Origin of the sequence: Aquiflexum gelatinilyticum (assembly GCF_024741135.1) — a bacterium.
Lineage (GTDB): Bacteria > Bacteroidota > Bacteroidia > Cytophagales > Cyclobacteriaceae > Cognataquiflexum > Cognataquiflexum gelatinilyticum.
On sequence record NZ_JANSUY010000004.1, the window covers coordinates 53,634 to 79,169 of the forward strand.

Here is a 25,536-nt window from a genome sequence, read left to right on the forward strand (position 1 = left end):
TTTCTCTTATGCTGTTTGAAATGTCTTCCTCACTTTATTACTTCCCTCAGATGGACTGTCCAATTGCTCCTGATGGTCACCTCTACTAACACTCAATATGATTCCCAATGAAAATCCTGTAAATACCAATGATGTCCCTCCCATGCTTAGCAGTGGCAATGGCAGACCGGTAATCGGGCCTAATCCCACCGCAACCGCCATGTTGACCATGGCCTGTAGCACAAGAGCGAAACTCAGTCCCGCCGAAAGCAATCCTCCAAACGGCTTGGTCGAGGAGGCGACGATCCGCATTCCCCGGAACAACAGTGCCAGATAAAGGAACAATACCGTCGCACCGCCAACCATCCCGTATTCCTCGATGATGATGGCATAGATAAAGTCAGAATATGGATGCGGAAGCGTATTTCTCTGTTCGGATTTGCCTGGACCTTTACCAGTGATTCCTCCTGTTGAAATCGCGATAAATGATTGCTCTGCCTGGAAAGGAATTTCATCCCCTGACATAAATTTTTCTATCCTGGAAAAGAAAGTTCCGCCCCTTTGTCCCAAGAAAACCGAAGTTGTCAGGAACAATCCACCAACCAAAACAACCATCATGATGTATTTCATCGGTACTCGGCCAATGAAAAGCAGCAACAAACAAGTCGAAAGCAACAACACTGCTGTAGACATATTGGCCAATCCGATCAAGCCGGAAACTAAGCCAATAACCACAATCATCGGAAGGAAGGCGTTTCTGAAATCGTCAATATTCTTTTGCTTTCTGGCGAGCAATGAGGCCAAGGTTGCAATCAATGCCAATTTTGCGATATCTGAAGGCTGGAATGCCTTGTTGATGACAGGAATGGTGATCCACCTGTTAGCTTCATTGACAGTAGAGCCAAACAAGAATGTGAATAACAAAAGGGGGATGGATACCAATAGCAGAAACCTTCCGATAAGACCATAAGTCTTGTATGGGATCTTGTGGGCGACCCACATGACCAATAGACCAGCAAGCACCATCATTGAATGGTCGATCAGGTATTTTTCCGTATTGCCGCCGGTGTATTTGTATGCCAAAGAACCCGTCGCAGAATAGACCACCACAATGCTGATGACAGAAAGAATGATCACGATGCCCCAAATAATCGGGTCACCCTTCAGATTTCTGTCAAACCATATTTTTATGTTCTCCATCATTTTGCTGTCGCGGTTAATGCTGCCACTGCGGCTTTGAACTGATTTCCTCGATCCTCATAATTCTTGAACAAGTCGAAACTTGCACATGCCGGGGAAAGCAAAACCACATCGCCTTCCTTCCCAAATTCCAATCCCAAGGCCACTGCTTCAGCGATGCTCTGTGTTTCTTTGATTTCAGGAATCCTTCCCGAAAATGCTTTCTTCAACTTCTCATTGTCCACGCCGAGACAGATCAGCATTTTTACTTTTCCATCAGTCAGAGGGTATAGGGCTGCATAATCATTCCCTTTGTCCACTCCACCGGCTATCCAGATCAAAGGTGATTTGTAACTGTCAAGTGCATAAGCCGTCGCGTCTACGTTTGTGCCCTTGCTGTCATTGATAAAATCAATTCCACCAATTGTAGCCACCGGTTCCATCCTGTGGGCTGCATTTTGGAAATCCTTCAATCCTTCCCTGATGGCTTCCTCGGACACGCCTGCCAATGTTGCTGCCAATGAGGCGCACATGGTGTTGAGCATGTTGTGGGTTCCTTTCAGGATAATATCTTTTGGGTCTATTGTTAATTTCTTTCCAACGGCTTGTACTGTGATGGCATTTCCATCAAAATACCCCCCTTTGTTTTGCAGTTCTTTGAGTGAAAATGGTAACCGATCTGCTTTCAAATTCACTTTTTCAAAACCTGATTGGATCAGTTGGTCGTCAAGCCAATAAATTACCGCATCCTTTTCATCCATATTTTTGAACAGGGAGACTTTGGAAGCGATATAATTTTCAATTTTATAATTGTACCTGTCCAAATGGTCAGGAGTGATATTGGTCAATACTGCCACGGAAGGTTTCAGAGATTTGAAGCCGTCAATCTGGAAACTGCTGACTTCCAATACCCACCAATCTCTGTCTCCGTCCACCAATTGGGCGGCCCAACTTTCGCCTACATTTCCTCCCAACCCTACATTCAATCCTCCTTTTTGGAGTAGGTGATAAGTCAGGAGCGTAGTCGTGGTCTTTCCGTTTGTGCCGGTGATCGCAATTACTTTTCCTTTGGAATACCTGAAAGCGAATTCCAATTCATCTATAACCGGAATTCCTTTTTCTATTGCTTTTTGTACAATGGCGACTTTCTCCGGAATCCCGGGACTCTTGATGATTTCGCCGGCAGAAAGGATTTTTTCTTCCGAATGCATTCCTTCTTCAAAGCCAATCCCGTTCTCGGTCAAGGTTTGTTTTCTGGAAGCGCTGATGGTCCCGGCATCAGATACCCATACCGCATAGCCATGCTTCTTGGCGAGCAATGCCGCTCCCAATCCGCTTTCGCCTGCACCCAATATGGCTATCTGTTTTTTCATTTATCTTAGTTTTAATGTTGCCAATGTGATGATGGCCAGAAGGATTCCGGTAATCCAAAAGCGGGTTACGATTTTGGCTTCATGGATATTTTTTTTCTGGTAATGATGGTGCAAAGGAGACATCAGGAAAATCCTGCGGCCTTCTCCGTATTTTCTTTTGGTGTATTTGAAATAGCTCACCTGCATGATCACAGAGAGGTTTTCGACCAGGAAAATCCCGCAGAGGATAGGAATCAACAGTTCTTTTCTCAAAGTCAAAGACAAGACAGCGATCACACCACCCAACATCAAGCTTCCCGTATCTCCCATAAAAACCTGTGCTGGAAAGGCATTGTACCAAAGGAAACCGACACAGGCACCCACAAACGCAGCGCAGAAAATCACCAGCTCACCCGAGTTGGGAATGAACATTACATTGAGGTATTGGGAGAAAATGGCGTTGCCGGAAACGTAGGCGAATATCGCAATCGTCAGTCCGATGATCGCGGAAGTCCCTGCTGCCAATCCATCAATCCCATCTGTGATATTGGCTCCGTTGGAAACTGCCGTAATGATGAAAATCACCAAAAGTATATACAACACAGGAGTGATGCTTTCCCCCATGAAACCCAAAAAGGTTTCATAATTGAGTTCATTGTTTTTGACAAAAGGAATAGTGGTCTTTGCCACTTTCACATCTTTGAAAGCCGGGGTTTCAACTACTCCTTCTTCGATAGAAACAGGATTTGTAAACTCACGGATCACCACATCCTCATGGAAGTAAAGCGTAGCTCCGACAATAACTCCGATAGTAATCTGACCAACGATCTTGAACCTACCTGCAAGACCGTCTTTATTTTTCTTGAATACTTTGATATAGTCATCCACAAAGCCAATGGTCCCCAACCAAATAGTAGTGATAAGTAGGAGGAGAATGTAGACGTTATTGATATTGGCAAAAAGCAGCGTTGGGATGATGATGCCTGCCATGATCATCAGTCCACCCATGGTAGGTGTTCCTTTTTTTGCAGCCTGACCTTCCAGACCCAAGTCGCGGACTGTTTCACCGATCTGCTTGTTCCTGATCCAGTTGATAATTCTATGCCCAAATGTGATTGTAATGATCAATGAAAAAAGCGCCGCCATTCCTGCCCTGAAGGAGATATAGCGGAAAACCCCTGTTCCAGGGATATCGTATGCTGAATTCAAATAATCAAAAAGAGGGTATAGCATATATCAGTCTTTATTCAATAGATTAAGTAATTCTGCTACTACTTGGCGGTCATCAAAAGGATATTTCACCCCTTTTATCTCCTGATAAGTTTCATGTCCTTTGCCTGCTACAAGGATGATGTCTCCCTTTTTCGCCATGACAGCGGCCGTCTTGATGGCTTCTCTTCTATCTTCTATCACCAGTGTTTTTTTGAAATCCACAGGATTGATTCCTGCTTCCATCTCTCTCAGGATGGACATAGGTTCTTCGTCTCGGGGATTATCTGAAGTTAGGATCACTTTGTCCGAAAATTGGGTTGCGATCTTGGCCATTACAGGTCTTTTGGTTTTGTCCCTGTTGCCGCCACAGCCGACGACCGTGATTACCTGTTCTCCTCCGGTCCTAACACCTTGTATGGTTTTGAGGACATTTTCGAGTGCGTCAGGCGTATGGGCATAATCGACGATGGCAGTGATGCCATACATGGCGATTTTGTCGAAACGACCCTGCGCTCCGGGAACTTTGGAAAGCTGCATCAGCACTTCTTCCTCTTCTTCGCCCAACAGCACCGCAATGGCAAATACCCCAAGTAGGTTATAAGCATTGAACTGACCGATCATCCTAAACCAAACCTGTCTGTTGTCAATCTCAAGTTCAAGTCCTTCGAGGGTATTGGAAATGATTTTGGCTTTGAAGTCAGCGGGGAATTTCAACCCGAAAGTATGGCCTGAGCCTTTGAAATTTTGTAACATGACCATGCCCCGCTTGTCATCTGCATTGACTAGTGCAAAAGCGTCTTTTGGCAGTTCATCAAATAGCTTTTTCTTGGCCTTGATGTATTCGTCAAAAGAACCATGGTAATCCAAGTGGTCATGTGTGATATTGGTAAATAAGGCTCCGGCAAACGTCAGACCCGCTGTCCTTTCCTGGACGATAGCATGAGAACTTGCCTCCATAAAACAATGGGTGCAGCCTGCATCTACCATTTGACGAAGGAGTTTCTGAATGCTCAGCGCATCAGGTGTTGTATGTGTGGAAGGGATGGTCAGTTCGTTGATTTTGTTTTCCACTGTGGAAAGCAAACCTGTCTGATACCCCATTTCCATAAATAACTGATAAAGAAGCGTGACGGTAGTGGTTTTCCCATTGGTACCTGTTACCGCCACGAGCTTCAACTTTTCAGATGGATTTTCGAAATAATTGGATGCCATGATTCCCAATGCTTTGGAGGAATTAACCACCTGAACATAGGTGACATTTCCTTGGAGCTTTTCAGGCATCGTTTCACAAATTATGGCTACAGCTCCTTTTTCTATGGCTGTTTCGATGAAAGCATGGCCGTCAACCTGAGTTCCGGAAATGGCTACGAAAACCGTTCCCGAAAGGACTTTGCGGCTGTCAAAGACAATATCGCCTACCTCCACTTCCATGTTTCCAATGGTAGAAGTCAGGGAGACTTTGTACAATATGTCTTTCAGTACTTTCATTTATCCCAATACTAAATTGATTACATAAGCATTGTTTACCGGAGTACCGGGATTGATAGATTGGCCTCTGACCCTTCCCTTACCCTGATAGACCACACGTATTCCTTTGTTTTCCAATACATACAAAGCATCTCTTAACGACATGCCTGTCACATCAGGCACTGTTGGTGAATCCACTTTGTTGGCTTTCCAGATCACGGCTTTGTTGACCGGGGTAGACTTGACCCATTCTTCTTCAGTCTCACCCGATACATGGTTGGAGATTCCAAACTTGTTGCAGATCATCTGAAGCTCGTCCATCTTGCCAGCCTGAATCAGTGGAAAAGTCCCTGAATTGGAAGTCAAATAGGTTTTGTCATTTTCCTTTTCATTCAATTCAAGATCCTGCGCAAAAATCTTGTCCGCAATTTCTTTGAATACAGGAGCTGAAACATCTCCACCGTAGGCAGCAAAACCCTTTGGACTGTCAATCACCACAATGGCCGAATATTTTGGATTGTCTGCAGGAAAGTATCCAGCAAATGAAGTGTAGTACCGCTGTGTATACCTTCCACCGATTAGCTTTTGGGCAGTTCCTGTCTTACCTGCTATTTTGTATTCCTCTGTGTAAACATTTTTGGCAGTGCCGTTTTGGACGACTCCCTCTAGCAAAATTTTCAATTGGTCTATGGTCTTGGAGGAGGCAATGCTGCGGCGGACCACTTCAGTTTCGTATTTTTCTTCTATCTGATTCCCCCTAGCTACAGCCTTAACGATCATTGGTTTGACCATTTTACCATCGTTTGCTATGGCGTTGTATAGCATGAGGGTGTGTAAAGGTGTCAACTTGGCCTCATAGCCGATTGACATCCAAGGAAGCGTGGTTCCGTACCAATTCTTTTCTCCGGGCTTTTTGAAATAAGGAACCCCTTCGCCTTTCAATTGAAAATCAATCGGCTTGTCGAGTCCTGCTTTTTCAATGTAGGCGACAAACTTGCTTGGATTGTGTCCAAAATTATCTTCTACAAGCCGGGATATAGCCACATTGGAAGATTTCTCGAAAGCTTCTTTGATTGTGATTTTACCATAGCCACCCTCTTTGGAATCATTCATATTTCTGTCATAGAATTTGAAAGTTCCTTTCCCCGTATCAATGGAATCCTTTAGGTTGATTTTACCTTCTTCAAGCAAAGCGAGCATGGAAAGCAACTTGAATGTCGAACCCGGCTCCGTCAAACCCTGGTCGCCGATAGCAAAATTGTAGTTCTCTCCATATCCCAATCCGTCCTTATTTTTTTGGAGATTGATCAATGCTTTTATTTGGCCGGTAGCGACTTCCATCACGATGACACATCCAAATTCAGCATCCTTGTTTGTCAATTGTCTCAAAAGCGCGGATTCTGCCACGTCCTGTATATTCACATCCAAGGTGGTGAGGATATCATATCCGTCGTCCGGCTTGATATCTTCTGCATCAAAAACAGGCTTCCAAGAACCACCGGCAATTCTTTGAAAAAGGGCTTTTCCATTTTTACCTTCCAAAAAGTTATTGAAGCTGTATTCTATTCCTGCTCCGTTTTTGTCTTCATTGACAAATCCTACTGTCCTGCTCGCGAGGTTATTGAAGGGTCTGTATCTTTTTTCTACTTTCTCGAAGATCACACCGCCACCTGAGCGTCCGTTTCTGAAAATCGGCCATTTTGCCATTTTCTGCATGTCCTGATAACCAATCTGGGTTCTGTTGAGAACGACATAGCGCTTCTTTTCAGAGCGGGCATCTTTGATCATTCTTTTGTAAGAATTGGCGGATTTGTCCTTGAAGTGTGATGATAAAAAGTAAGACAAAGAGTCAATGCCTTTTGAAAACACATCTTCTTTGGCCATCATTGGATCAATCACCACCCTGTAAAACGGTAGGCTTGTAGCCAAAAGACTTCCGTCAGCAGCATAGATATTTCCCCTTGTAGCGGTAACCTGCTTGTATTGGAAATTGAGCGTCTCAGACTTTGCCTGCCATTTTTCACCCTCCATAAACTGCAAATGGACAATCCTGTAGAAGATTGCCCCGGCAAACAAAGCCACCAAAATGAAGGCTATCCTTACACGCAGTACTATGGAACGTTTTATATTCACTTAGTCAACAATGATTTTAATCGGTGGTTCATCAATTTCTACGATGCCCAAAGGCGCAATTTTCTTAGCAACTTCAGACTGCTTGCTGCTTAGCATAAACTCCGCTTCGAGCGTGGTGACATCTGCCCTGACGTCTTCGACTTCCTGTTGCAGTTTTTCGATCTTGCGGATCATGTTGTCTGCACGGTGGTTGCTCCATATATAAATGAGCGCCAAGAAAGCCGCGAAGAAGAAAGGCGGTGCAAAATGGACCGGAACACCTTCTCCGAGAATACCGGTCACGTTGAGCTTCTCTTCGATCATGGTAAAGATGTTTTTACCATTCCCCTTTGGAGAAGAACCTTGTTGGATTTTCTTCTTGAAAGTATTTTGGCTCATCTTATTTCTTTTCAGCTATTCTCAGTTTGGCACTGCGTGCCCTGTTGTTACTCTGTATTTCTTCCTCATCAGCGATGAGTGCCTTTCTATGTATCGGTTCCAAAGGTCTGATCAGGTTGCCGTAGAAATCTTTTTCAACCTCACCCTGGAATTTTCCTTTGTTGATAAAGTTCTTCACCAACCTGTCCTCTAAGGAATGGTAGCTCATAATGACCAACCTTCCTCCGGGCTTCAAGGCATCCACTGTTTGTTTCAGCATATCTTCCAAGGCTCCCATCTCATCATTGACTTCAATCCTCAATGCCTGAAACACCTGGGCGAAGTATTTGAACTCTTTGCCTCGCGGCGCATATTTTTGGAGTAGCGCTTTGAAATCTGCTGTTGTTTCAAATTGTGCTGCCGCTCTTTGGGAGACGACCGCCTGTGCTAGAGTTTTGGCATTTTTGATTTCTCCATAAATGCCAAAAATCTTGTGAAGCTTCCCTTCCTCGTAGGTGTTCAGGACATCCTTTGCAGAAATGTCCATCCCGCTACTCATCCTCATGTCAAGCTCTCCTTCGAAACGTGTCGAAAAACCCCTTTTAGGTTCATCGATCTGATGGGAAGAAATCCCCAAATCAGCAAGAATCCCGTCTACCTGATTTACCCCGTACAATCGGAGATATTTTCTAAAATCCCTGAAATTGGCCTGAATGAATGAAAAGCGGTCATCTTCTGGAGTGTTCTCTTCAGCATCTACATCTTGGTCAAATCCATACAAATGTCCTTTTTCAAGATGCTTGAGTATTTCCTTCGAATGTCCGCCACCACCAAAAGTCAGGTCTATATAAATCCCATTGGGATTAATAGCCAATCCTTCAATGCAGGGGCCAAGCATCACGGGAATATGATAAGGAAGGGCTGTCATAGTCAGGAAAGATATTGGTCCATCAAGCTCGACAGCTCATCCTGGTCTTTTATAGAATTTTGACCGTATTTTTCAGGATTCCAGATTTCGATAAAAGAGCCATAACCCAATACAGTGGCGTCTTTATCAATGCCAGCCTTTTGTAGAAAAGTTTTGGGGATCAAAAAACGGCCTGCGCTGTCCAGCTCCACTTCAGTCATGCTTTCAAAAAATCCTCTCTTGATCCTTCTTTGGATAGGATCGCGGTCTGAAAGCGCATTGATCTGATGTAAAAGTTTTTTAAACTCTACTTGGGTGTACAACGCAAGACATCCATCGTCTCCATGGCGTAAAATGAGGGTATCACCGTTGGAGTCAGGAATTGCCGCCTTCATTTTGGCAGGCAATGCCAGACGTCCTTTCGGATCCACCTTGCATTCATACAGACCGTTGAACATTCCCATGGGCTTATCTTGGATTTACTACAAAGACAAAAGTAAGAAAAGCAATTACACAATCCACCACTTTTCCCCACTTTTCTCCACTTTTTCTTAAAACTATTTAAAAGTTTGATTTATTACAATAAATGATCAAAAATTTCAGCCTTTTTTTATTTGGTGCTCAATGACTTGAGGTAAATCAGTCTACTAAAAAAACATCAAAAACAATTCAAAAATGAGGTTTTTGATAAAAATGAAATGAAAAATAATCGAGATCAAATACACTTTTAGCATTTTGGGAGAAAAGTGGGGCAATTTCCCAAAGGTTTTGGTATTTCAGGAAAAATCCCCCAAGACAAAAGTCAATTTTTACGAAATGAACCTTTTGTCAAAAAAAAATCTTTACCACACAAAACCAGTAGGTTAATAGATTTTGATTTTATTTGCACCAAAAAACTCCACAACTCATAATGAAGCTACTTTCTGTTTTTACCCTTTCGGTTTCGGCTATTTTTCTTATTTCATGCGGAAACAAAAAAACTGAAAATCCCAATCTCAAAGGCAAGTGGCATGCTGAGCTCGATCTTGGCGGTGACCTCCTTCCCTTTGAAATAGGATTTATTCAAAACGGTGAAAAATGGACTATGGAAGCTTATCATGCAGAGGAAATTTTGACCTTTGATGAGGTGGCGGTTACCGGTGATTCTATCAAGGTTACAATGGGAACTTTTGATGCAGAGATTCGGGCCAAAATCATGGAAAACGGGCTGATAGAAGGTATTTTTACCAAAAATTACGCAACCAATTATTTTGTCCCATTCAAAGCAAAAAAGACTGAAAAAAACAGGTTTGAAGTGACCGAAAAACCCACCGCTGATTTTTCAGGAAAGTGGAAAACAGAGTTTTTGGAAGCGGATGGAGATGTCTATCCCGCAGTTGGAATCTTTACCCAAAAGGGAGATAAAATCACCGGCACATTCCTTACCAAACTAGGGGATTATCGGTACCTAGAAGGCAATGTTTCGGGCAATTCTTTTTACCTCAGCACCTTCGATGGGAATCATTTATTTCTGTTTTCCGGAGAACTTCAGGCTGATGGTTCGGTGACTGGACGCTTCCGCAGCGGCCCTAAATCGAAGGAAACTTTTCAGGCTATTCGGGATGAAAATTTTGAACTTCCCGATGCTTTTTCCCTCAATTACCTCAAAGAAGGTTATGATACTTTTTCATTCACATTCCCTGATGTAAATGGAAATCCTGTTTCCAATCAAGATGAGAAATTTAAAGATAAAGTGGTATTGGTGCAGATTTTTGGGACCTGGTGTCCAAACTGCGTCGATGAAACCAAGTTTTTGGGCCCTTGGTATGAAAAAAATAAAGACCGCGGTATTGAAATCATTGGTCTTGCATTCGAAAGCAAGCCCGAGTTTGACTATGCAAGCACAAGGGTAAAGAAAACAATCGACAGGCTGAATGCCAATTACACTTTTCTGATCGCAGGGGTCAGTGACAAGGAAAAGGCTTCAGAGGCCTTACCTGCTTTGAATGAAGTTCTGGCATTTCCTACCCTGATTTATATGGACAAAAAAGGAAAAGTCAGGAAGATACATACTGGATTTACTGGACCCGGTACGGGTGATTACTATGACCGATGGGTTGCTGAACATGAAGCGATTGTGAAAGAATTGGTTGAGGAATAGGTTGCAGTCGCAGTAGGCAGTTTTCAGTCACAGTAGACCGGGGAAATAAAATCTTTCGAGCTATGTTACTTCTTCCGCTCGATGGTGTACCTGACCAGACCTTCGAGTGAAGTCTTATATTCGGATTCAGGAAATTCGGTCAATAGTGTCATCGCCTCTTCGAAATACCTGTTCATGGCTTCATTTGCATAGGCCAAGCCGCCGGACTTTTTGACAAATTCAATGACTTCATTCACAGATTTTTTATCCTCGTTTTTATTGCGGACAAGGTAGATTATTTTCCTTTTGTCCAGCCAAGAGGCATTATTGAGGGCATAGATAAGGGGAAGCGTCATCTTTTTTTCTTTGATGTCAATACCCAAAGGTTTTCCGATCTCATCTTCTCCATAGTCAAAAAGGTCGTCTTTAATTTGAAATGCCATTCCGATTTTCTCTCCGAAAGTCCGCATCTTATCAATTATCTCTATTGCAGCCCCGGAAGTTGATGCCCCGACAGCACAACAGGAAGCGATCAAGCTCGCAGTTTTTTGACGGATGATGGTGTAATAGACTTCTTCGGTAATATCAAGTTTTCGTGATTTAGCCATTTGAAGCAATTCACCTTCAGACATTTCGCGTACGGCATTGGAGACGATTTTGAGCAGGTCAAAATCACCGTTGTCCACACTGAGCAACAGCCCTCTTGAAAGTAAATAGTCGCCTACTAGGACCGCTATCTTGTTTTTCCAAAGTGCATTGATAGAAAAAAATCCGCGACGATAGTTTGAATCGTCTACGACATCATCGTGAACAAGCGTAGCGGTATGCAAAAGTTCGATCAAAGCAGCTCCTCTATATGTGGATTCAGTAATCCCACCGGTCATTCCCGCAGTCAAAAAAACAAACATAGGACGCATCTGCTTGCCTTTACGTCTGACTATGTAATTGGTGATATGGTCGAGAAGTTTGACTTTACTTTTCATAAAGTCACGGAATTTGATTTCAAATTCCTCCATCTCTGTGGCTATAGGTGCTTGAATCTGTTTGAGGTCAGGCTTCATAAAACAATGCTGCTGCAATAATACAATGGATTCTTAGCAGCACAAAACCCATGATGAAATATTACCAAACAAACTGCCCCGAGTTAAAATCGTTTTGGCTATTCCACTTTTTTTCTTTGTCCCTTCAAAATCGGATTATAAACGCCCAAATCTGCGTGTACCAACGTGGTGATTTTTGTTATCTTTGCTATCCATCCAAAATAGAAAATCACTTGGCTGATACTTATATCAAACACAAATACGAACCAATCCTTCCAAAAAAGGATGAATGGCCCGTTGTAAAACTCAGCAAAAACAGGAAGGATTTTGTAAGGAAAGTGGCTGATGCCAGCAAAACATCAGTCCTAGAAATTACCGCAGAAAATATGGATTTGCTCAGGGAGGAGTTGGAAACAACCCTTTACCGTGAAAAACTGAGGATGAAGCAAAACCCTTGGGCTGTGGATCCGGATGATGAAAAAGAATTTTGGGGAAAAGTAAAATCCAGCCTCGTCCAACTCAGCGCCGACAGCAGTCTGACCAAAACCCAAAAGAAGAAAAAATACCTCGAAATCCTCGACGACATTACCATGCGGTATTCGGAGGAAATCGCAAGTAATTTTGTCCATACACATTATAAGGTCACAAGGAGGATTGTTACTTTTGGATTTTCACGTCTGCTGAATGCCGCAAGGGTCAAGGGATTTAAATCAATATTCAGCAACCAATTTAGCCTTCAGGACAAAATCCAGATTGTAGGGGAGACAGATCAGATCAGAGAACTTGCTTCAAAGGGAACGATCGTGATGGTTCCTACCCATTTTTCCAATCTAGACAGCATTTTGATCGGGTGGATTATTTCCGTTTTGGGCTTGCCGCCCTTCATCTATGGAGCCGGATTGAACCTTTTCAACATCAGTATTTTTGCCTACTTCATGAATGCCCTTGGCGCCTATAAAGTTGACCGAAGGAAGAAAAACCTGATTTATCTTGAAACATTAAAAACATATTCTTCAGAAGCATTGCAGTTTGGCGTACATAGTCTTTTCTTTCCCGGAGGTACGCGTTCGAGAAGCGGAATGATTGAGAAAAAACTCAAACTCGGTTTGTTGAGTACCGCGGTGGAAGCCCAAAGAGCAAATTTTGAAAAAGGCGAAGATGATGTAATTGGAAAGATTTTCATTGTCCCTGTCACGATCAACTACCACTTCGTTCTAGAGGCACCAAGTCTTATCCAGGAACACCTGGCTTTGACAGGTCAGGAACGCTATTATAAGGAGTCTGACGAGTTTTCCACCTCCTACAAAATCTCTAAATTCCTGGTCAAGTTCTTTACAAAAGGTTCAGACATTTCTGTTTCTGTCGGGAAGGCCTTGGATGTATTGGGCAACTATGTGGACAACGAAGGAAACAGCATAGACCGAAATGGAAGAAAAATAGATACTAAAGATTACTTCCTTTATAATGGAAAAGTCACCGTGGATGCCCAAAGGGAGGAAGAATACACCTACCATCTTGGAAAACGTATCGTTGAGGAATTTCACAAAATCAACAGGGTCTTCAGTTCTCATCTCGTTGCATTTACTGCTTTTCAGATGATCAAAAGAGAAAATAAAAAAATGGATCTCTACAACCTTCTCAGGTTACCTGAAGAAGATGTGGTGATCATTTACAATGAATTCAAAGAAGAATGTCAAAAAGTACTGGACAAAATCCAAGAACTGGAAGCTGAGTCAAAAGTTCAGATCGCTCCCCATATGAAAATGGATATTGACAGCATCATTGACCATGGATTGGCTAACGTCGGAATGTACCATGCCAAGAGACCATTAGTCAAAAACAGCATGGGGAATATTGAAACCCAAGATTTGAACCTATTGTATTATTACCACAACAGACTTCATGGATATGACCTCGAAAAACTCTTCTAAAGAAAAATCAGTCGGTGTCGTGGGCATGGGAAGCTTTGGTACTGCCATCGCCAATATTCTGGCAGAGAAAAGCAAAGTCATTGCATATGTAAGAAGGTCCGAAGTGGTCGATGAAATCAACCAGAAACATACCGTCGACGGTGCTGAGATAAACTCTGAAATATTTGCGACCCAAGACCCGGAATATTTGTGCAAAGCGTGTAATACCATTTTTTTTATGGTTCCTTCTTCAGCCTTTCAGGAAGTAATCCGCTCTTTTTCTCCTTTTTTATATCCCTACCACCTGATCATTCATGGCACAAAGGGACTTTGCCTAAACCTTCCAAAGGGGAAAACCCTAGAGGAAATGGGGAAAATAAGTAGGGAAAATATCCTTACCATGAGCGAGGTCATCATGAAGGAAACTGTTGTAGTTAGAGTCGGATGTCTTGCGGGCCCCAACCTGGCGAGGGAACTTTATCTCGGTCAGCCGGGCGCCACCGTGGTAGCCAGCAAATATAACGAAGTGATATTGGAGGGACAGCGGTTGCTCCGTACAGATAAATTTCAAGTCTATGGCAATTCTGACATTGTCGGAGTCGAGCTAAGCGGTGTGCTCAAAAATATCATCGCTATCGCAGCAGGCGCCCTTGCAGGAATGGGTTTGGGAGAAAATGCAAAAGGACTTCTGATTTCACGAGGTATGGTGGAACTGGTGTACCTTGGGAATGCCCTTGGAGGAAGTCTGAAATCTTTTATCGGCCTGGCTGGAATCGGGGACCTTGTGACTACCTGCAATTCTACCTTGTCAAGAAACTACACCGTTGGATTTAGATTGGCAAAGGGAGAGAAACTCGACGATATCCTGAATACCATGGAGGAAGTAGCAGAAGGTGTCAATACCATCAAACTCATCAAAGCCTTTGTGGAGGGAACTGGAATGCGGGCGCCCATCACGGAAAACCTATATAAAGTCCTCTTTGAAGACCTCAAGATTGAAGATGCTTTACAATACCTGATGAAATATCCGTTTAGCGTGGATGTGGATTTCTTGTAGAATTTGGTTATTGTTTAAGTGGTTATTTGATTTATTGTTTATTTGTTTATTTGTGGAGCTGAATCAGGAGGGGATTAGGAAAGTAAACAACCAAAAGAAAGCAAATTGACAAATTCTCCCACAACACTCAAGCGCGGCATCCAAAGATGGGATTTGGTTTTCCTGATTATTAATTCTGTCATCGGAGCGGGGATTTTCGCATTGCCTGCCAAAGTTTTTGCGCTTTCAGGAGTATACTCCATTTTGGCCTTTGTGGTCTGTGCCTTGGTGATGGCTGTTTTGATTTTGGTCTTTGCAGAAGTCAGTTCACGTTTTGAACAGACGGGTGGGCCTTACCTTTATGTTTACACTGCTTTTGGGCCTGTTCCCGCCTTTATTATAGGTTGGCTGCTGATGCTGACGAGGCTTTTTAGCTATGCCACCCTGATAAATCTGATGGTGCTATACCTTTCATTTTTCTCTGACAAGTTCAATCAACCCGAAATAAGAATTGCCATTATCATCTTCATCACTGCTGTAATTGCCTATTTCAATTGGATTGGGGTAAAAAATACCGCTAGGGTAAGTAATGTACTAACAGTGGCAAAGCTTTTTCCCTTAGCCATATTTATCATCGTAGGATTATTTTACATTGATTTTGATCTGATGAAAGGCCATCCTATTCCTACCTTGAAGGATTTTTCTGCCTCAACCTTATTGTTGGTTTTTGCTTTCGGGGGGTTTGAGGCCGGCTTGGTCAATAGCGGCGAGATTGTGAATCCCAGAAAAAACCTGCCCTTTGGATTATTGACAGCAGCAGCAGTCATCGCCGGATTTTATATCTTGATCCAGATAGTTTCTATTGGAACACTTCCTGATTTGGCTTCTTCCGAAAAACCCCTTGCCGATGCAGCTTCAATATTTATGGGTTGGTATGGAGGGCTTTTCATTACGGTCGGAGCTGTGATTTCGATTTTGGGAACACTGAATGTCCAGATCTTGAGTGGATCGAGATTGCCTTTTGCACTCAGTCAAGAAGATCAATTGCCAAAATTATTCGGAAAAATCCATCCAAAATTTGCTACTCCATATGTCTCTATTTTGTTTTTCTCAGCCTTGGTAGCTTTTGTGGCCATAGTATGGGGATTTATGAGTTCATTAGCTGTTTCGGTAATTTCACGGCTGATTTTGTATGCTTTGGTCTGTGCTTCCTTGATCAAGCTTAGAAAAATCAATCCCGAAGGCGAATTTTTCAAAATCCCATTTGGTAATTACTTTGCCATAGCCGGGATAGGTGCTACGCTTTGGCTGCTTTCAGGTACCAAATCAGAAGAAATTTGGGATACTGTTCTTTGGACAACTTTAGGATTATTGATTTTTGGGATCCATTCTGTTGCCAAAAATATTTCTAAATAATACCGAATTAATCATACTTAAATTATTTGATTTAATTTTAGTTTTAGATATTTGTTTTAAGCCAAAAAAATTTGATATATGAAAAAAATCTACACAACACTTATTATTGTTTCCTGCATGATTTCCATGTCATTTGCCCAAAACAAAACAGTGACAAAAGAAGGCAAGCCTTATTTCACTTCAGGTGGGGAATGGATCTTTTCTACAGGAACGTTACAAAACAACAACAATGTTTTGAGGTTTTCTCCGGTGATTAACCTTCAGACACTTCTTAACTTTGACCAAAGTGAATCTTTTGGATGGTTTACAGGAGTCAATATCCGCAACGTGGGTTTTATATTTGACGAATCCGCTTCTGTCAGGAAGAAAGTGAGAAATTATAATTTGGGTATTCCCATAGGGATCAAATTGGGACACATGGAGGACCGGTTTTTCTTTGCAGGGTACGAACTCGAGATTGCCATGAATTACCGTGAGCGAACTTTTGTCGATGAAAAGAGGACTGAAAGATTCAGTGTATGGTTCAGTGACAGGGTCAATACATTGCAGCATGCTCTGTTCATCGGCTATACATTACCAAAGGGAACAAGTATCAAAGCAAAGTATTATCTGAATACTTTCTTCAATAGAAACTTTACAGCTTCAGATGGAAATGGTGGCACCTTCCAACCTTACGCAGGATTAGACGCCAACATCTTTTATGTTTCTCTGAATTTTGACTTGTTCAAAAAATGGGAGTTGATTGATTTTGAGGATTGATACTTCGGAAATCAATTTCAAAAGACGACTCTTTTTCCCCCTTTATAATCTGAAATTTCTACTTTTTGGTAATCTTCCAAAATTGGAAAAATTCTCGAAGATTGGGAAAGATATCCATCTCCATAATAAAATTCTTTGACGGATTTTGAGCCATCTTTGAAAGTGATTTCAGCCAAATAATCAAGAGGTCCAAGCTTTATAACTTGTCTGTAAGCTTGGACCTCTCTATTTTTAAATACCTTCAAACTGTCCCCATGTTGGGCTGCAAGGATAAACGGGTTGCCATTTTGATCCCTTAAAACTGCTAAAGCCCTTCCTTGGCCATTTACCACTAATCCACTTTCTCTTAAGGACAAGGACTTCAATTCACCATTAATTATTTCTACCTGAAGACCTTTGGAGGCATCATACCTTCCGGTTACAGTCTCGTTACCGTAGAAATTACCTATCATAAGTAGGGATTGATTTTTTCTGATAGAATTATCCAAAGCAATTATTCCGTATTGGGGAGCAAACTGAGCTTCTACGGGTAAGGATTTAAGTGAGAATTTATTACCAAAATTATTTTCCATTACGGCACTTTGAAAATAATCCACTTCGTACCGGTGTGCACCTTTCAAAGCTTCAGAAGCGAAAAAATCATTAAGTGTCCTATTTGCATATTCGGAATAAACAAGAAACCGATTTTTCCAAGATGGAACTTGACTGACTACCATGTCTCGCCCGGGAACAGCAAAAAATCCATTCTGAAGGTATTGGAACATGATTGGATCCACACTCTTGTTGGCATCAAAATCCTTAGCAATCATAATCAGGGGTTGTTCAGGATTGGCTTTCCACCTTGAATTTAGGCCTAGGTTTCCGAGAATGTACTCCTTTTTTCCATTTTTATTTAGGTCTACGGAAATGATGCTGTTCCACCATCCTGTTGATTTTTGAGGTGCAAAATCGGCTGAAACATCCAGTAGTTTGATAGCACCATCTGTTTTTCGATTTTGCTTAAGGAATTTGACTGGCATCCATTCACCTACCACGATCAAATCCAACAACCCATCTAAGTCAAAATCAGTCCAAAGTGCTGCTGTCACCATTCCCAAGGAATCAAGTCCGGCAAATAAAGAATTACTTACATCTGAAAATTTATCTCCTCGGTTTTCTAAAATCACTGATTTTGGAGATAAAGGATATTGCCCTGGCTTGACTCGCCCACCAACAAAAAGATCCAAATCCCCATCTCCATCATAATCTGCCGCTGTCACTACAGACCCGCTAAATGCCATATCCGGGATCAAATCCGGAATAATTCTGAAATTTCCTTTACCATCATTGGTATACAGCCTGTCCTGATATTCAGGTGATGATTCTTGATACCTGCTTCCTCCGCTTACCACATACAAGTCAAGATTTCCATCACCATTTGCATCAAACAAAAGACAACCCATATCGTCAAACGGGGAATTGTCGTCCAGTTTTTTCTTGGTAAATCGGCCATCTTTTGCTTGAATAAAAAATTCTCCGGGATGGTCTTTTGATCCACCGATAAAAAAATCTTCCATTCCATCGCCATTGACATCCCCTACGGCAATCCCGGGGCCATTTTCAGAATGCTTATGGGGGAGTAACCTTTGCCTGTTAAAGTCTTTGTAAGAAATATGATGGTGAAAATAATCAATCCCCAAATCCTCGCTGACTTCGATAAATTCCGGAATGGAGTAAACCTCATCATCGCCTAATTCTGGTTCAACCGCCGCATTAAAGTTTAAGGTAATTTTTTGATTTGAAGGTATGTCATTTATCAGCTGGGTTTTTCCATCCGGCCATATTACTTTGAGTTCATTTATAGTTTTTGTCTTACCAATCCCAAAATGGGCTATTGATTCTACATAGGATTTATATCCTCGGGTAGAGTAATGTTCATGGTATAGGGTGGTGAGTGAATCTCCTGAAGCAAAGTTGAGGTACACTTTTGCACCGATTCCGTTCTTGTTTTGGGATGGCCCTTCAAAAGATATTTTAAGGTAATTGGTTGATTCAGGTTGTTTTTCCCTTGTGGTATTTTTATAGACAAAGGCGGTTTCATTGAGATTATTGATTACCAAATCAAGGTCACCGTCATTGTCTAAGTCGGTATAAGCTACCCCATTGGAGATACTTGGATGGGTAATTCCCCACTCTTCACTTTTATCCCCAAAAGTAAGGTCGGCATTGTTTCGGAACACGTAGTTTGGTAGCCTGACTTCTTTCAGAGATTCCAGCCCCTGCATCAATAATTTTCTCCTTTCATCCGGTGTGGTAAAAGGTCCAAGATTTTGGGTAAAGTTGATATAATCAAGGTCAGTCACATCCTTTCCATATCCATTGCTTATAAATAAGTCCCTGTTGCCATCATTATCAAAATCTGCCAAAAGTGGAGACCAACTCCAGTCGGTCTGAAATATCCCTGACAAAAACCCGATTTCGCTGAATGTTCCGTTTCCACGGTTAAGCTGAAGGGTATTCCTCACATATTGCGGTTCATAACCCCTATCCAAATTTGTCTGATAAAGATCGTAGTTTTCAGTCGGGGCAAACATGGTTTTTTGTCTCAGGTTATCCGGAGGAAACATATCCAAAGCCACCACATCAGGCAAAGCATCGTTATTGAAATCAGCCACATCTACCCCCATTGCATTGAAGCTTTGGTGATTCATCATATCCCCAATGCGGTTTGAAAAAGTACCGTCCCGGTTATTGATGTATAGGAGGTCATTGGTGATAAAATCATTGGCGATATAAATGTCCGGCCATCCGTCCTGATTGATGTCGCTGATGGCAAGCCCCAATCCATAGCCTTCGATCAATATTCCCGACTCAGTGGTTACATTGATAAAAGTACCATCACCATTGTTTTTGTAAAGCTTGTCATTGCTTTTTCCTTTCCCTGTTTTTTCTTTTGGTCTTGATAGGTTTCTCTGAAAACTCTCTAAAGCATTGGACAAAATATACAAATCCAAATCCCCATCCCGGTCATAATCAAAAAAAGCTGCTTGGGTATTATATCCCCTGTCTGCTATTCCATAATTAGAAGCCATTTCTTTAAATAAAGGAATGCCTTCTGAATTTAAACCTTGATTTACAAAAAGGAGATTTGGATCTGGAAAGCTATTATCCCTGTTTGATACGCTGACATAAATATCCAATAATCCATCATTATTGATATCGACCAACGTCACTCCTTCAGTCCAGGAATTTGTATTTGTCTGCGCTATTTCGGTGATATCTTTAAATTTAAATTCTCCCATGTTGAGGTAAAGTTTAGACGAAACCATATTCCCCGTAAAAAAAATATCAGGGAGGCTGTCACCGTTAAAATCTCCAACCGCTACTCCTCCACCATTGTAGATGTAGTCAAAATCCAAAACGTTAAAGCTTTCATCTATATCAATCCTATTATTAAATTCAATCCCGGTGTAGTCGGCAGATAACAACTCAAATTTATTTTCTATTTCTGGGTTTTGAGAACAGCTTAAAATCAGAAAGCCAAAACTTAGTAAATAAAAAAATGATAGTCTCATGATGTTCAAACTTAAAACGTGTACTAATAAAATTTGAGAAAGAAATAGAAATAATCTAATTTTTACGCCTCAACAATCCCAAATCCAATTCTATATAGGATATAAATTTGGTTAAATGGCCAGAATAAATCAATCTTACTTTGATTGCTATCAGTTAAATTATCCCAGCTTATTTCTTCTTTGATGAAGCTCGAATTATCAATTCTGACCTCAAGGTAATTTTATTCGTGTTATGCAACATCCCTTCAGAGGGATTTTCAAGATGGTTGATCAGATTTTTCATAGCTAATTCCCCCATCTCATAGCCTGGATAATTGATCGTGGTGATGTTAGGCTCGACAAGCCTTGAAATAGCTTCATTGTTAAACCCCACAACAGCGATGTCCTCAGGTATTCTGATACCTTCCAACTTTAAATGGCGAATGCAATTTGCGGCAAAAGAATCATTAGAGACAAAAAGTCCATCCGGCAATGGATTCATCTTAAGGATTTGTTTTACAATTTCTTCACCTTTCTCCTCAATAAGGTCTGTAAAAATCACCAAATCCGGATTGAATGGAATTTCATTTTCCAAAAAGGCATATTTATAACCTCTGAGTCTGTCCGCATATACATTGTTTTTGGTTGAGCGGAGGACGTGTACAATTTTTTTGCAGCCCTGTTCTATCAAATGCTTTGTGGCATTATATGCAGCTTGAAAATTATCAATTGTAATTCCTGCGGTATTGGAATAATCAGCAATCCTATCATAAAATAATAAAGGAATTCCTTTTCTCAGAAATGGAGTAAAATGGTCCATGTTTTCGGAATCACCGGCTATTGAAACAAGTAATCCGTCAACACGGCTATTGAACATTGTTAATGCATTACTTACTTCTTTTTCATAAGATTCTAGGGATTGACTGATGATTAGATTAAAACCTGAATCATTGGCAACCTTTTCCATTCCGGCAAGAACCGAAGACTGGAAACTGGAATTGAGCCGGGGAACAATCACACCTATTTTTTTTGTCCTTTTGTTTCTAAGGTTTGCAGCAAAAACATTCGATTGGTAACCACTCTTATTTGCAGCATCAAATATTTTCTTTCTGGTATTTTCATTGACAGCAGGATGGTTGTTAAGAGCCCTGCTAACTGTAGTAGGAGAAACACCAAGATCCTTAGCAATATCATAAATTGTTGTTTCTTTATTCATTTGGGTTTTATAGAGAGTTTTTCATATCTATAAGATCAAGCACAGCTTATTTGGGTTTATTGCTTAATGCCGGTAAATGCTCCAAAAATTGGAATATTGGAATATCAGAACAAATAGATTGAAGATGAATTTTTTAACCAATAGAATGAATTTATGAAATCGGTTGTAATATAATTTAAATAAGATAAATATAAATAATAATATATAATCGGTTGAATTTTTTACTTATTACAATTTTTACTTTCCATCAATTATTTAAAAATTTAAATAAAGTTAAATAAGTTTTTTAATAATATCCAATTACAACAACCCAGATGTTCAACTTTATACATTAAGTTTAAAATATTTCATTGAAAAAAAACATTTTTACGCACAATTTAAAGAAAATAAAAAATATTATTCCGTAAAAATTCAAAACCATTAATTTTTCAACTAGAAGAAGCATTTATAAAATTGAATCAATCAGTGCTTTTAAAATGATTTTTGATCATGAAAAAAATATTTTATGAAATCGGTTGCATAAACAATTATTTTTTTAGAAGTTTATAAAACTGATAATCCTTGACGTATTTAATGTCATGACAATAAAGCGTTTAAGGCTTCTTTGTTTAATTATCAAAAAATTAACAGTACCCAAATAACCGATTATGGAATCCTTTTTTTTAAAATCTCTCTGGACACATATTTTTTGGTTTGGCTTTTCCCAAAACCTTTTTATTGTTTTTTCTCCAATTCAAAAATTTTACCAGCTTACAATAAGGAGAAATATGCTTGTTTCTGATTTTCATTCAATTTTAAAATACCATATATCAAATTAATTATTCACATAAACCCTAAAACCTATGTACATTAAAATTTACAGTAAAAAGTTTGGGCCGCCGAAAAAAGCAAATTCGTTGCTGGCCTTATTGCTCATTTTGGGATCATTGCTACTCCCACTTAGTGCCATGGCTCAATCATTTATGGTCAAAGGCACCGTCAAATCAGGAGATGGGACAGAGACAATGCCCGGAGTAAACGTTCTTATCAAAGGAACAACCCAAGGCACTGCCACAGACATTGACGGTAACTTCTCCATTGAAGTCCCTTCTTCTGACGCTGTGTTGGTCTTTTCCTTTATTGGGTTCAAGCAGCAAGAAGTTCGTGTGGGCAACATGACCACATTATCTATCACGATGGAGCCTGACATGTCCAATCTTTCCGAAGTCATTGTTGTTGGATATGGCACGCAAGAGCGGGCCAAGGTAACCGGGGCTATCTCTTCTGTAGGATCCGAGGCTATCAGAGCACTTCCGGTACCAAACTTGGCATCTGCCATTCAAGGACGTGCAGCAGGTGTACAGGTTACGAATGCAGGTGCACCGGGAACAGACCCCATCGTAAGGGTGAGAGGTATCGGTACTGTGGGTAACAATGACCCGCTTTATGTAATCGACGGAGTACCTGCAGGAGGATTGAATCAGATCAACCCAGCAGATATCGAATCCATTGAGGTATTAAAAGACGCCTCAGCAGCAGCCATTTATGGTTCTAGGGCTGCCAATGGGGTAATTCTTGTCACTACCAAAAAAGGGGTGATTGGAAAGCCAAAGGTAACTTTGGATTCCTATTACGGTACACAACAAGCTTGGAAACAACTTGATCTATTAAACAGTGATCAGTACATTGCTTTTGGCCGTGAATTATTGGCAAACGGAAACCAGCCTGCTCCTCAAAGATTTGACAATCTTGGCGATCTCGCTAATGTTGAGACTGATTGGCAAGGGGAGATGTTCAGGTCTGCCCCTATACAAGACCACAACCTAGCCATTTCAGGAGGAACTGAAAGTGTCTTGTATAATGTATCTTTGGGTTATTTTTCTCAGGAGGGTATCATGAAAGGAACTGATTTTGAAAGGATCTCCTTCCGTTCAAATACAGATTTTAAAATTAACAAATATGTGAGTTTCGGTCAGACCTTGACTTTTGCCTATTCAAATAGAAACAACGAGCCCTTTACCGGTGGCAGAAGCCAATTGGAACACATTGTAAAGCAAGTGCCTTATATCCCCGTTAGGGACGAAACCAGGTTAGGTGGGTTTAGAGCTCCAGACCGAGTTGACGGTTCAGATCCCGAAAACCCTGTATTGAATGCAGAATTAAGAACCAATAGGCAGCAAGATTTTAAAATTCTTGGAACAGCTTACATAGATGTGATGCCTTTTGAAGGATTCAAGTACAGGTTCCTTGCAGGTATTGACATTGGAATCGGAACCAATGACCAATACACTCCAAGGTTCTTTGCCGGCGATTTTAACAACCAGCCTTTTGCTACCATTGCCCAGACCAGATCTACATTTGTTTCTCCGCTATTCAGTAACCAGTTTTCCTATGGAAAAACCATCAATAAACATAGTTTTGATGTTTTGGCAGTTATCGAACAGCAAGCATTCAGGTCTACAAACCTCAGCGGTTCCGGTCAAAATAACCTAACCAATGATGTTCGTGTACTTCAAGGTGTTCAAAATCAGGTTACTTCAGGAAGCCAAACAGATTATGCATTGATCTCTTACATTGGAAGAATCAACTATGATTATGATCAAAAGTACCTTTTCAGTGCTTCTGTTAGAAGAGATGGTGGATCAAGATTTGGACCGGGTAACAAATGGGGGACATTTCCATCTGTTTCGGTAGGATGGAGATTGAGTCAGGAAACATTCATGCAATCCTTAACTGCGATCAGTGATTTGAAAATCAGAGCGAGTTATGGGGAAACAGGAAATGATAGAATCGGTGATTATGTATACCAAGGTACAATTGATAGTAACCTTTTTTATAATTTTAATGGAAGCCTCCAAGGAGGAAGTACTATCAGCTCTCTAGCAAACGCTGACCTGAGATGGGAAAGTACTATCATGAAAAACATCGGTATGGATTTGGGATTATTCAATGACAGGTTTAATCTTTCTTTTGAATATTTTGACAATAAAACGGAAGGTATGATTCTAGGTGTTCCTATCCCTCCTTCTTTGGGATTTGACGGCGCTCCTGTTGCTAACGTGGGTACTGTGAGAAATAATGGATTGGAATTCACTTTAGGCTATAGAAAATATACAGGCGATTTTCAATTCTCAATAGATGGAAATATGGGTTTTGTGAACAATGAGCTGGTTTCCCTTGGATCGGGAAATACAATTTTCGGACCTGCATTCAATGGTGATCCTTATACATTTACAGAGGAGGGACAACCTATCGCTTATTTTTACGGATGGATTGCAGATGGAATCTACCAAACTGGCGAAAGTACATCAGCACAACCAAATGCCGCTGCGGGTGACATCAAGTTTAGAGACATCAATAATGATGGTATCATAAATGCAAATGACAGAACTAACCTTGGACATTATCTCCCTGATTTCACTTATGGTGTCAATTTCAATGGAAGTTATAAGAATTTTGACTTTACCATGTTCCTACAAGGAGTTCAGGGGAATGAAATTTTCAATAACCTGAGGTTTCACACCGAAGGAATGACTAGATTGTTCAATGCCTCCACTGTTGTATTGGACAGGTGGACTCCAAATAATACCAATACAAACGTACCTAGGGCTGTATCCGGAGATCCAAACAGAAATGCAAGGGCAAGTTCTAGGTTTGTGGAAGACGGATCCTACATGAGGGTAAAAAATATTATCATCGGTTATACGATTCCAACTGCCACACTTAATACTATTACAAATGGTTATGTAAGCCGGTTGAGGATATATTTCTTAACTCAAAATCCACTAACCTTTACCAAATATAGCGGATATGATCCTGAAATTGCGGTTAGAACAGGTATCAACACATCACTGGGTACAGGTATTGACTATGGTCAGTTCCCGGCCGCAAGAACATTCATAGGTGGTATACAGTTTACATTTTAATTATGTCTCAAAATCA

At 41.0% G+C, this 25,536-nt stretch carries 17 protein-coding genes; 6 read left to right on the top strand and 11 right to left on the bottom strand.

Annotated elements, in window-relative coordinates; genetic code table 11:
- Positions 1–6: 6 nt before the first annotated feature.
- The 8 genes from NU887_RS08085 to mraZ are packed head-to-tail and all read right to left on the bottom strand — an operon-like array spanning position 7 to position 9,050.
- Positions 7–1,179, bottom strand: coding sequence for an FtsW/RodA/SpoVE family cell cycle protein (locus NU887_RS08085; protein WP_258423078.1), 1,173 nt, complete (start codon positions 1,177–1,179; stop codon positions 7–9).
- Complete coding sequence (gene murD, locus NU887_RS08090; protein ID WP_258422855.1) at positions 1,179–2,531, bottom strand: UDP-N-acetylmuramoyl-L-alanine--D-glutamate ligase; 1,353 nt, start codon at positions 2,529–2,531, stop codon at positions 1,179–1,181. The genes NU887_RS08085 and murD overlap by 1 nt, the downstream gene beginning before the upstream one ends.
- Positions 2,532–3,743 (bottom strand): phospho-N-acetylmuramoyl-pentapeptide-transferase, encoded by a 1,212-nt coding sequence (gene mraY, locus NU887_RS08095; protein WP_258422856.1) that lies wholly within the window; start codon positions 3,741–3,743, stop codon positions 2,532–2,534.
- A gap of 3 nt (positions 3,744–3,746) precedes the next feature.
- Complete coding sequence (locus NU887_RS08100) at positions 3,747–5,210, bottom strand: UDP-N-acetylmuramoyl-L-alanyl-D-glutamate--2,6-diaminopimelate ligase (RefSeq protein WP_258422857.1); 1,464 nt, start codon at positions 5,208–5,210, stop codon at positions 3,747–3,749.
- Entirely contained in the window at positions 5,211–7,322 is a 2,112-nt protein-coding gene (locus NU887_RS08105; RefSeq protein ID WP_258422858.1) for a penicillin-binding protein, read from the bottom strand.
- Positions 7,323–7,700: an FtsL-like putative cell division protein gene (locus tag NU887_RS08110; protein ID WP_113924074.1), complete on the bottom strand. Its 378-nt coding sequence runs from the start codon at positions 7,698–7,700 to the stop codon at positions 7,323–7,325. It abuts the gene before it with no gap.
- Position 7,701: 1 nt separating this feature from the next.
- Entirely contained in the window at positions 7,702–8,607 is a 906-nt protein-coding gene (gene rsmH, locus NU887_RS08115) for a 16S rRNA (cytosine(1402)-N(4))-methyltransferase RsmH (protein WP_258422859.1), read from the bottom strand.
- A gap of 2 nt (positions 8,608–8,609) precedes the next feature.
- Positions 8,610–9,050, bottom strand: coding sequence for a division/cell wall cluster transcriptional repressor MraZ (gene mraZ, locus NU887_RS08120; RefSeq protein WP_258422860.1), 441 nt, complete (start codon positions 9,048–9,050; stop codon positions 8,610–8,612).
- A gap of 446 nt (positions 9,051–9,496) precedes the next feature.
- Here mraZ and NU887_RS08125 point away from each other — a divergent pair, with 446 nt between their 5' ends.
- Positions 9,497–10,726, top strand: a complete 1,230-nt coding sequence (locus NU887_RS08125; protein ID WP_258422861.1) for a peroxiredoxin family protein — start codon at positions 9,497–9,499, stop codon at positions 10,724–10,726.
- A 65-nt stretch (positions 10,727–10,791) separates the two neighbouring features.
- On the opposite strand, the gene NU887_RS08130 is transcribed toward NU887_RS08125, so the two are convergent.
- Complete coding sequence (locus NU887_RS08130; RefSeq protein ID WP_258423079.1) at positions 10,792–11,766, bottom strand: polyprenyl synthetase family protein; 975 nt, start codon at positions 11,764–11,766, stop codon at positions 10,792–10,794.
- A 212-nt stretch (positions 11,767–11,978) separates the two neighbouring features.
- Between NU887_RS08130 and NU887_RS08135 the strand changes: the two genes are divergently transcribed.
- From NU887_RS08135 to NU887_RS08150, 4 genes are all read left to right on the top strand, one after another.
- The gene (locus NU887_RS08135; RefSeq protein ID WP_258422862.1) at positions 11,979–13,676 is read left to right on the top strand and encodes a 1-acyl-sn-glycerol-3-phosphate acyltransferase; all 1,698 of its coding nucleotides are present in this window, start codon (positions 11,979–11,981) and stop codon (positions 13,674–13,676) included.
- The gene (locus NU887_RS08140; RefSeq protein ID WP_258422863.1) at positions 13,654–14,712 is read left to right on the top strand and encodes an NAD(P)H-dependent glycerol-3-phosphate dehydrogenase; all 1,059 of its coding nucleotides are present in this window, start codon (positions 13,654–13,656) and stop codon (positions 14,710–14,712) included. The genes NU887_RS08135 and NU887_RS08140 overlap by 23 nt, the downstream gene beginning before the upstream one ends.
- A gap of 105 nt (positions 14,713–14,817) precedes the next feature.
- A complete protein-coding gene (locus NU887_RS08145) occupies positions 14,818–16,107 on the top strand; it encodes an APC family permease (protein WP_258422864.1) in 1,290 nt (429 codons plus the stop codon).
- A 78-nt stretch (positions 16,108–16,185) separates the two neighbouring features.
- Positions 16,186–16,866 (top strand): hypothetical protein, encoded by a 681-nt coding sequence (locus NU887_RS08150; RefSeq protein ID WP_258422865.1) that lies wholly within the window; start codon positions 16,186–16,188, stop codon positions 16,864–16,866.
- A 17-nt stretch (positions 16,867–16,883) separates the two neighbouring features.
- On the opposite strand, the gene NU887_RS08155 is transcribed toward NU887_RS08150, so the two are convergent.
- Positions 16,884–20,420: a VCBS repeat-containing protein gene (locus tag NU887_RS08155; protein ID WP_258422866.1), complete on the bottom strand. Its 3,537-nt coding sequence runs from the start codon at positions 20,418–20,420 to the stop codon at positions 16,884–16,886.
- A gap of 169 nt (positions 20,421–20,589) precedes the next feature.
- Positions 20,590–21,615, bottom strand: coding sequence for a LacI family DNA-binding transcriptional regulator (locus tag NU887_RS08160; RefSeq protein ID WP_258422867.1), 1,026 nt, complete (start codon positions 21,613–21,615; stop codon positions 20,590–20,592).
- Positions 21,616–22,457: 842 nt separating this feature from the next.
- On the opposite strand from NU887_RS08160, the gene NU887_RS08165 reads away from it, so the two are divergent.
- Positions 22,458–25,520, top strand: coding sequence for a SusC/RagA family TonB-linked outer membrane protein (locus tag NU887_RS08165; protein ID WP_258422868.1), 3,063 nt, complete (start codon positions 22,458–22,460; stop codon positions 25,518–25,520).
- Positions 25,521–25,536: the final 16 nt, after the last annotated feature.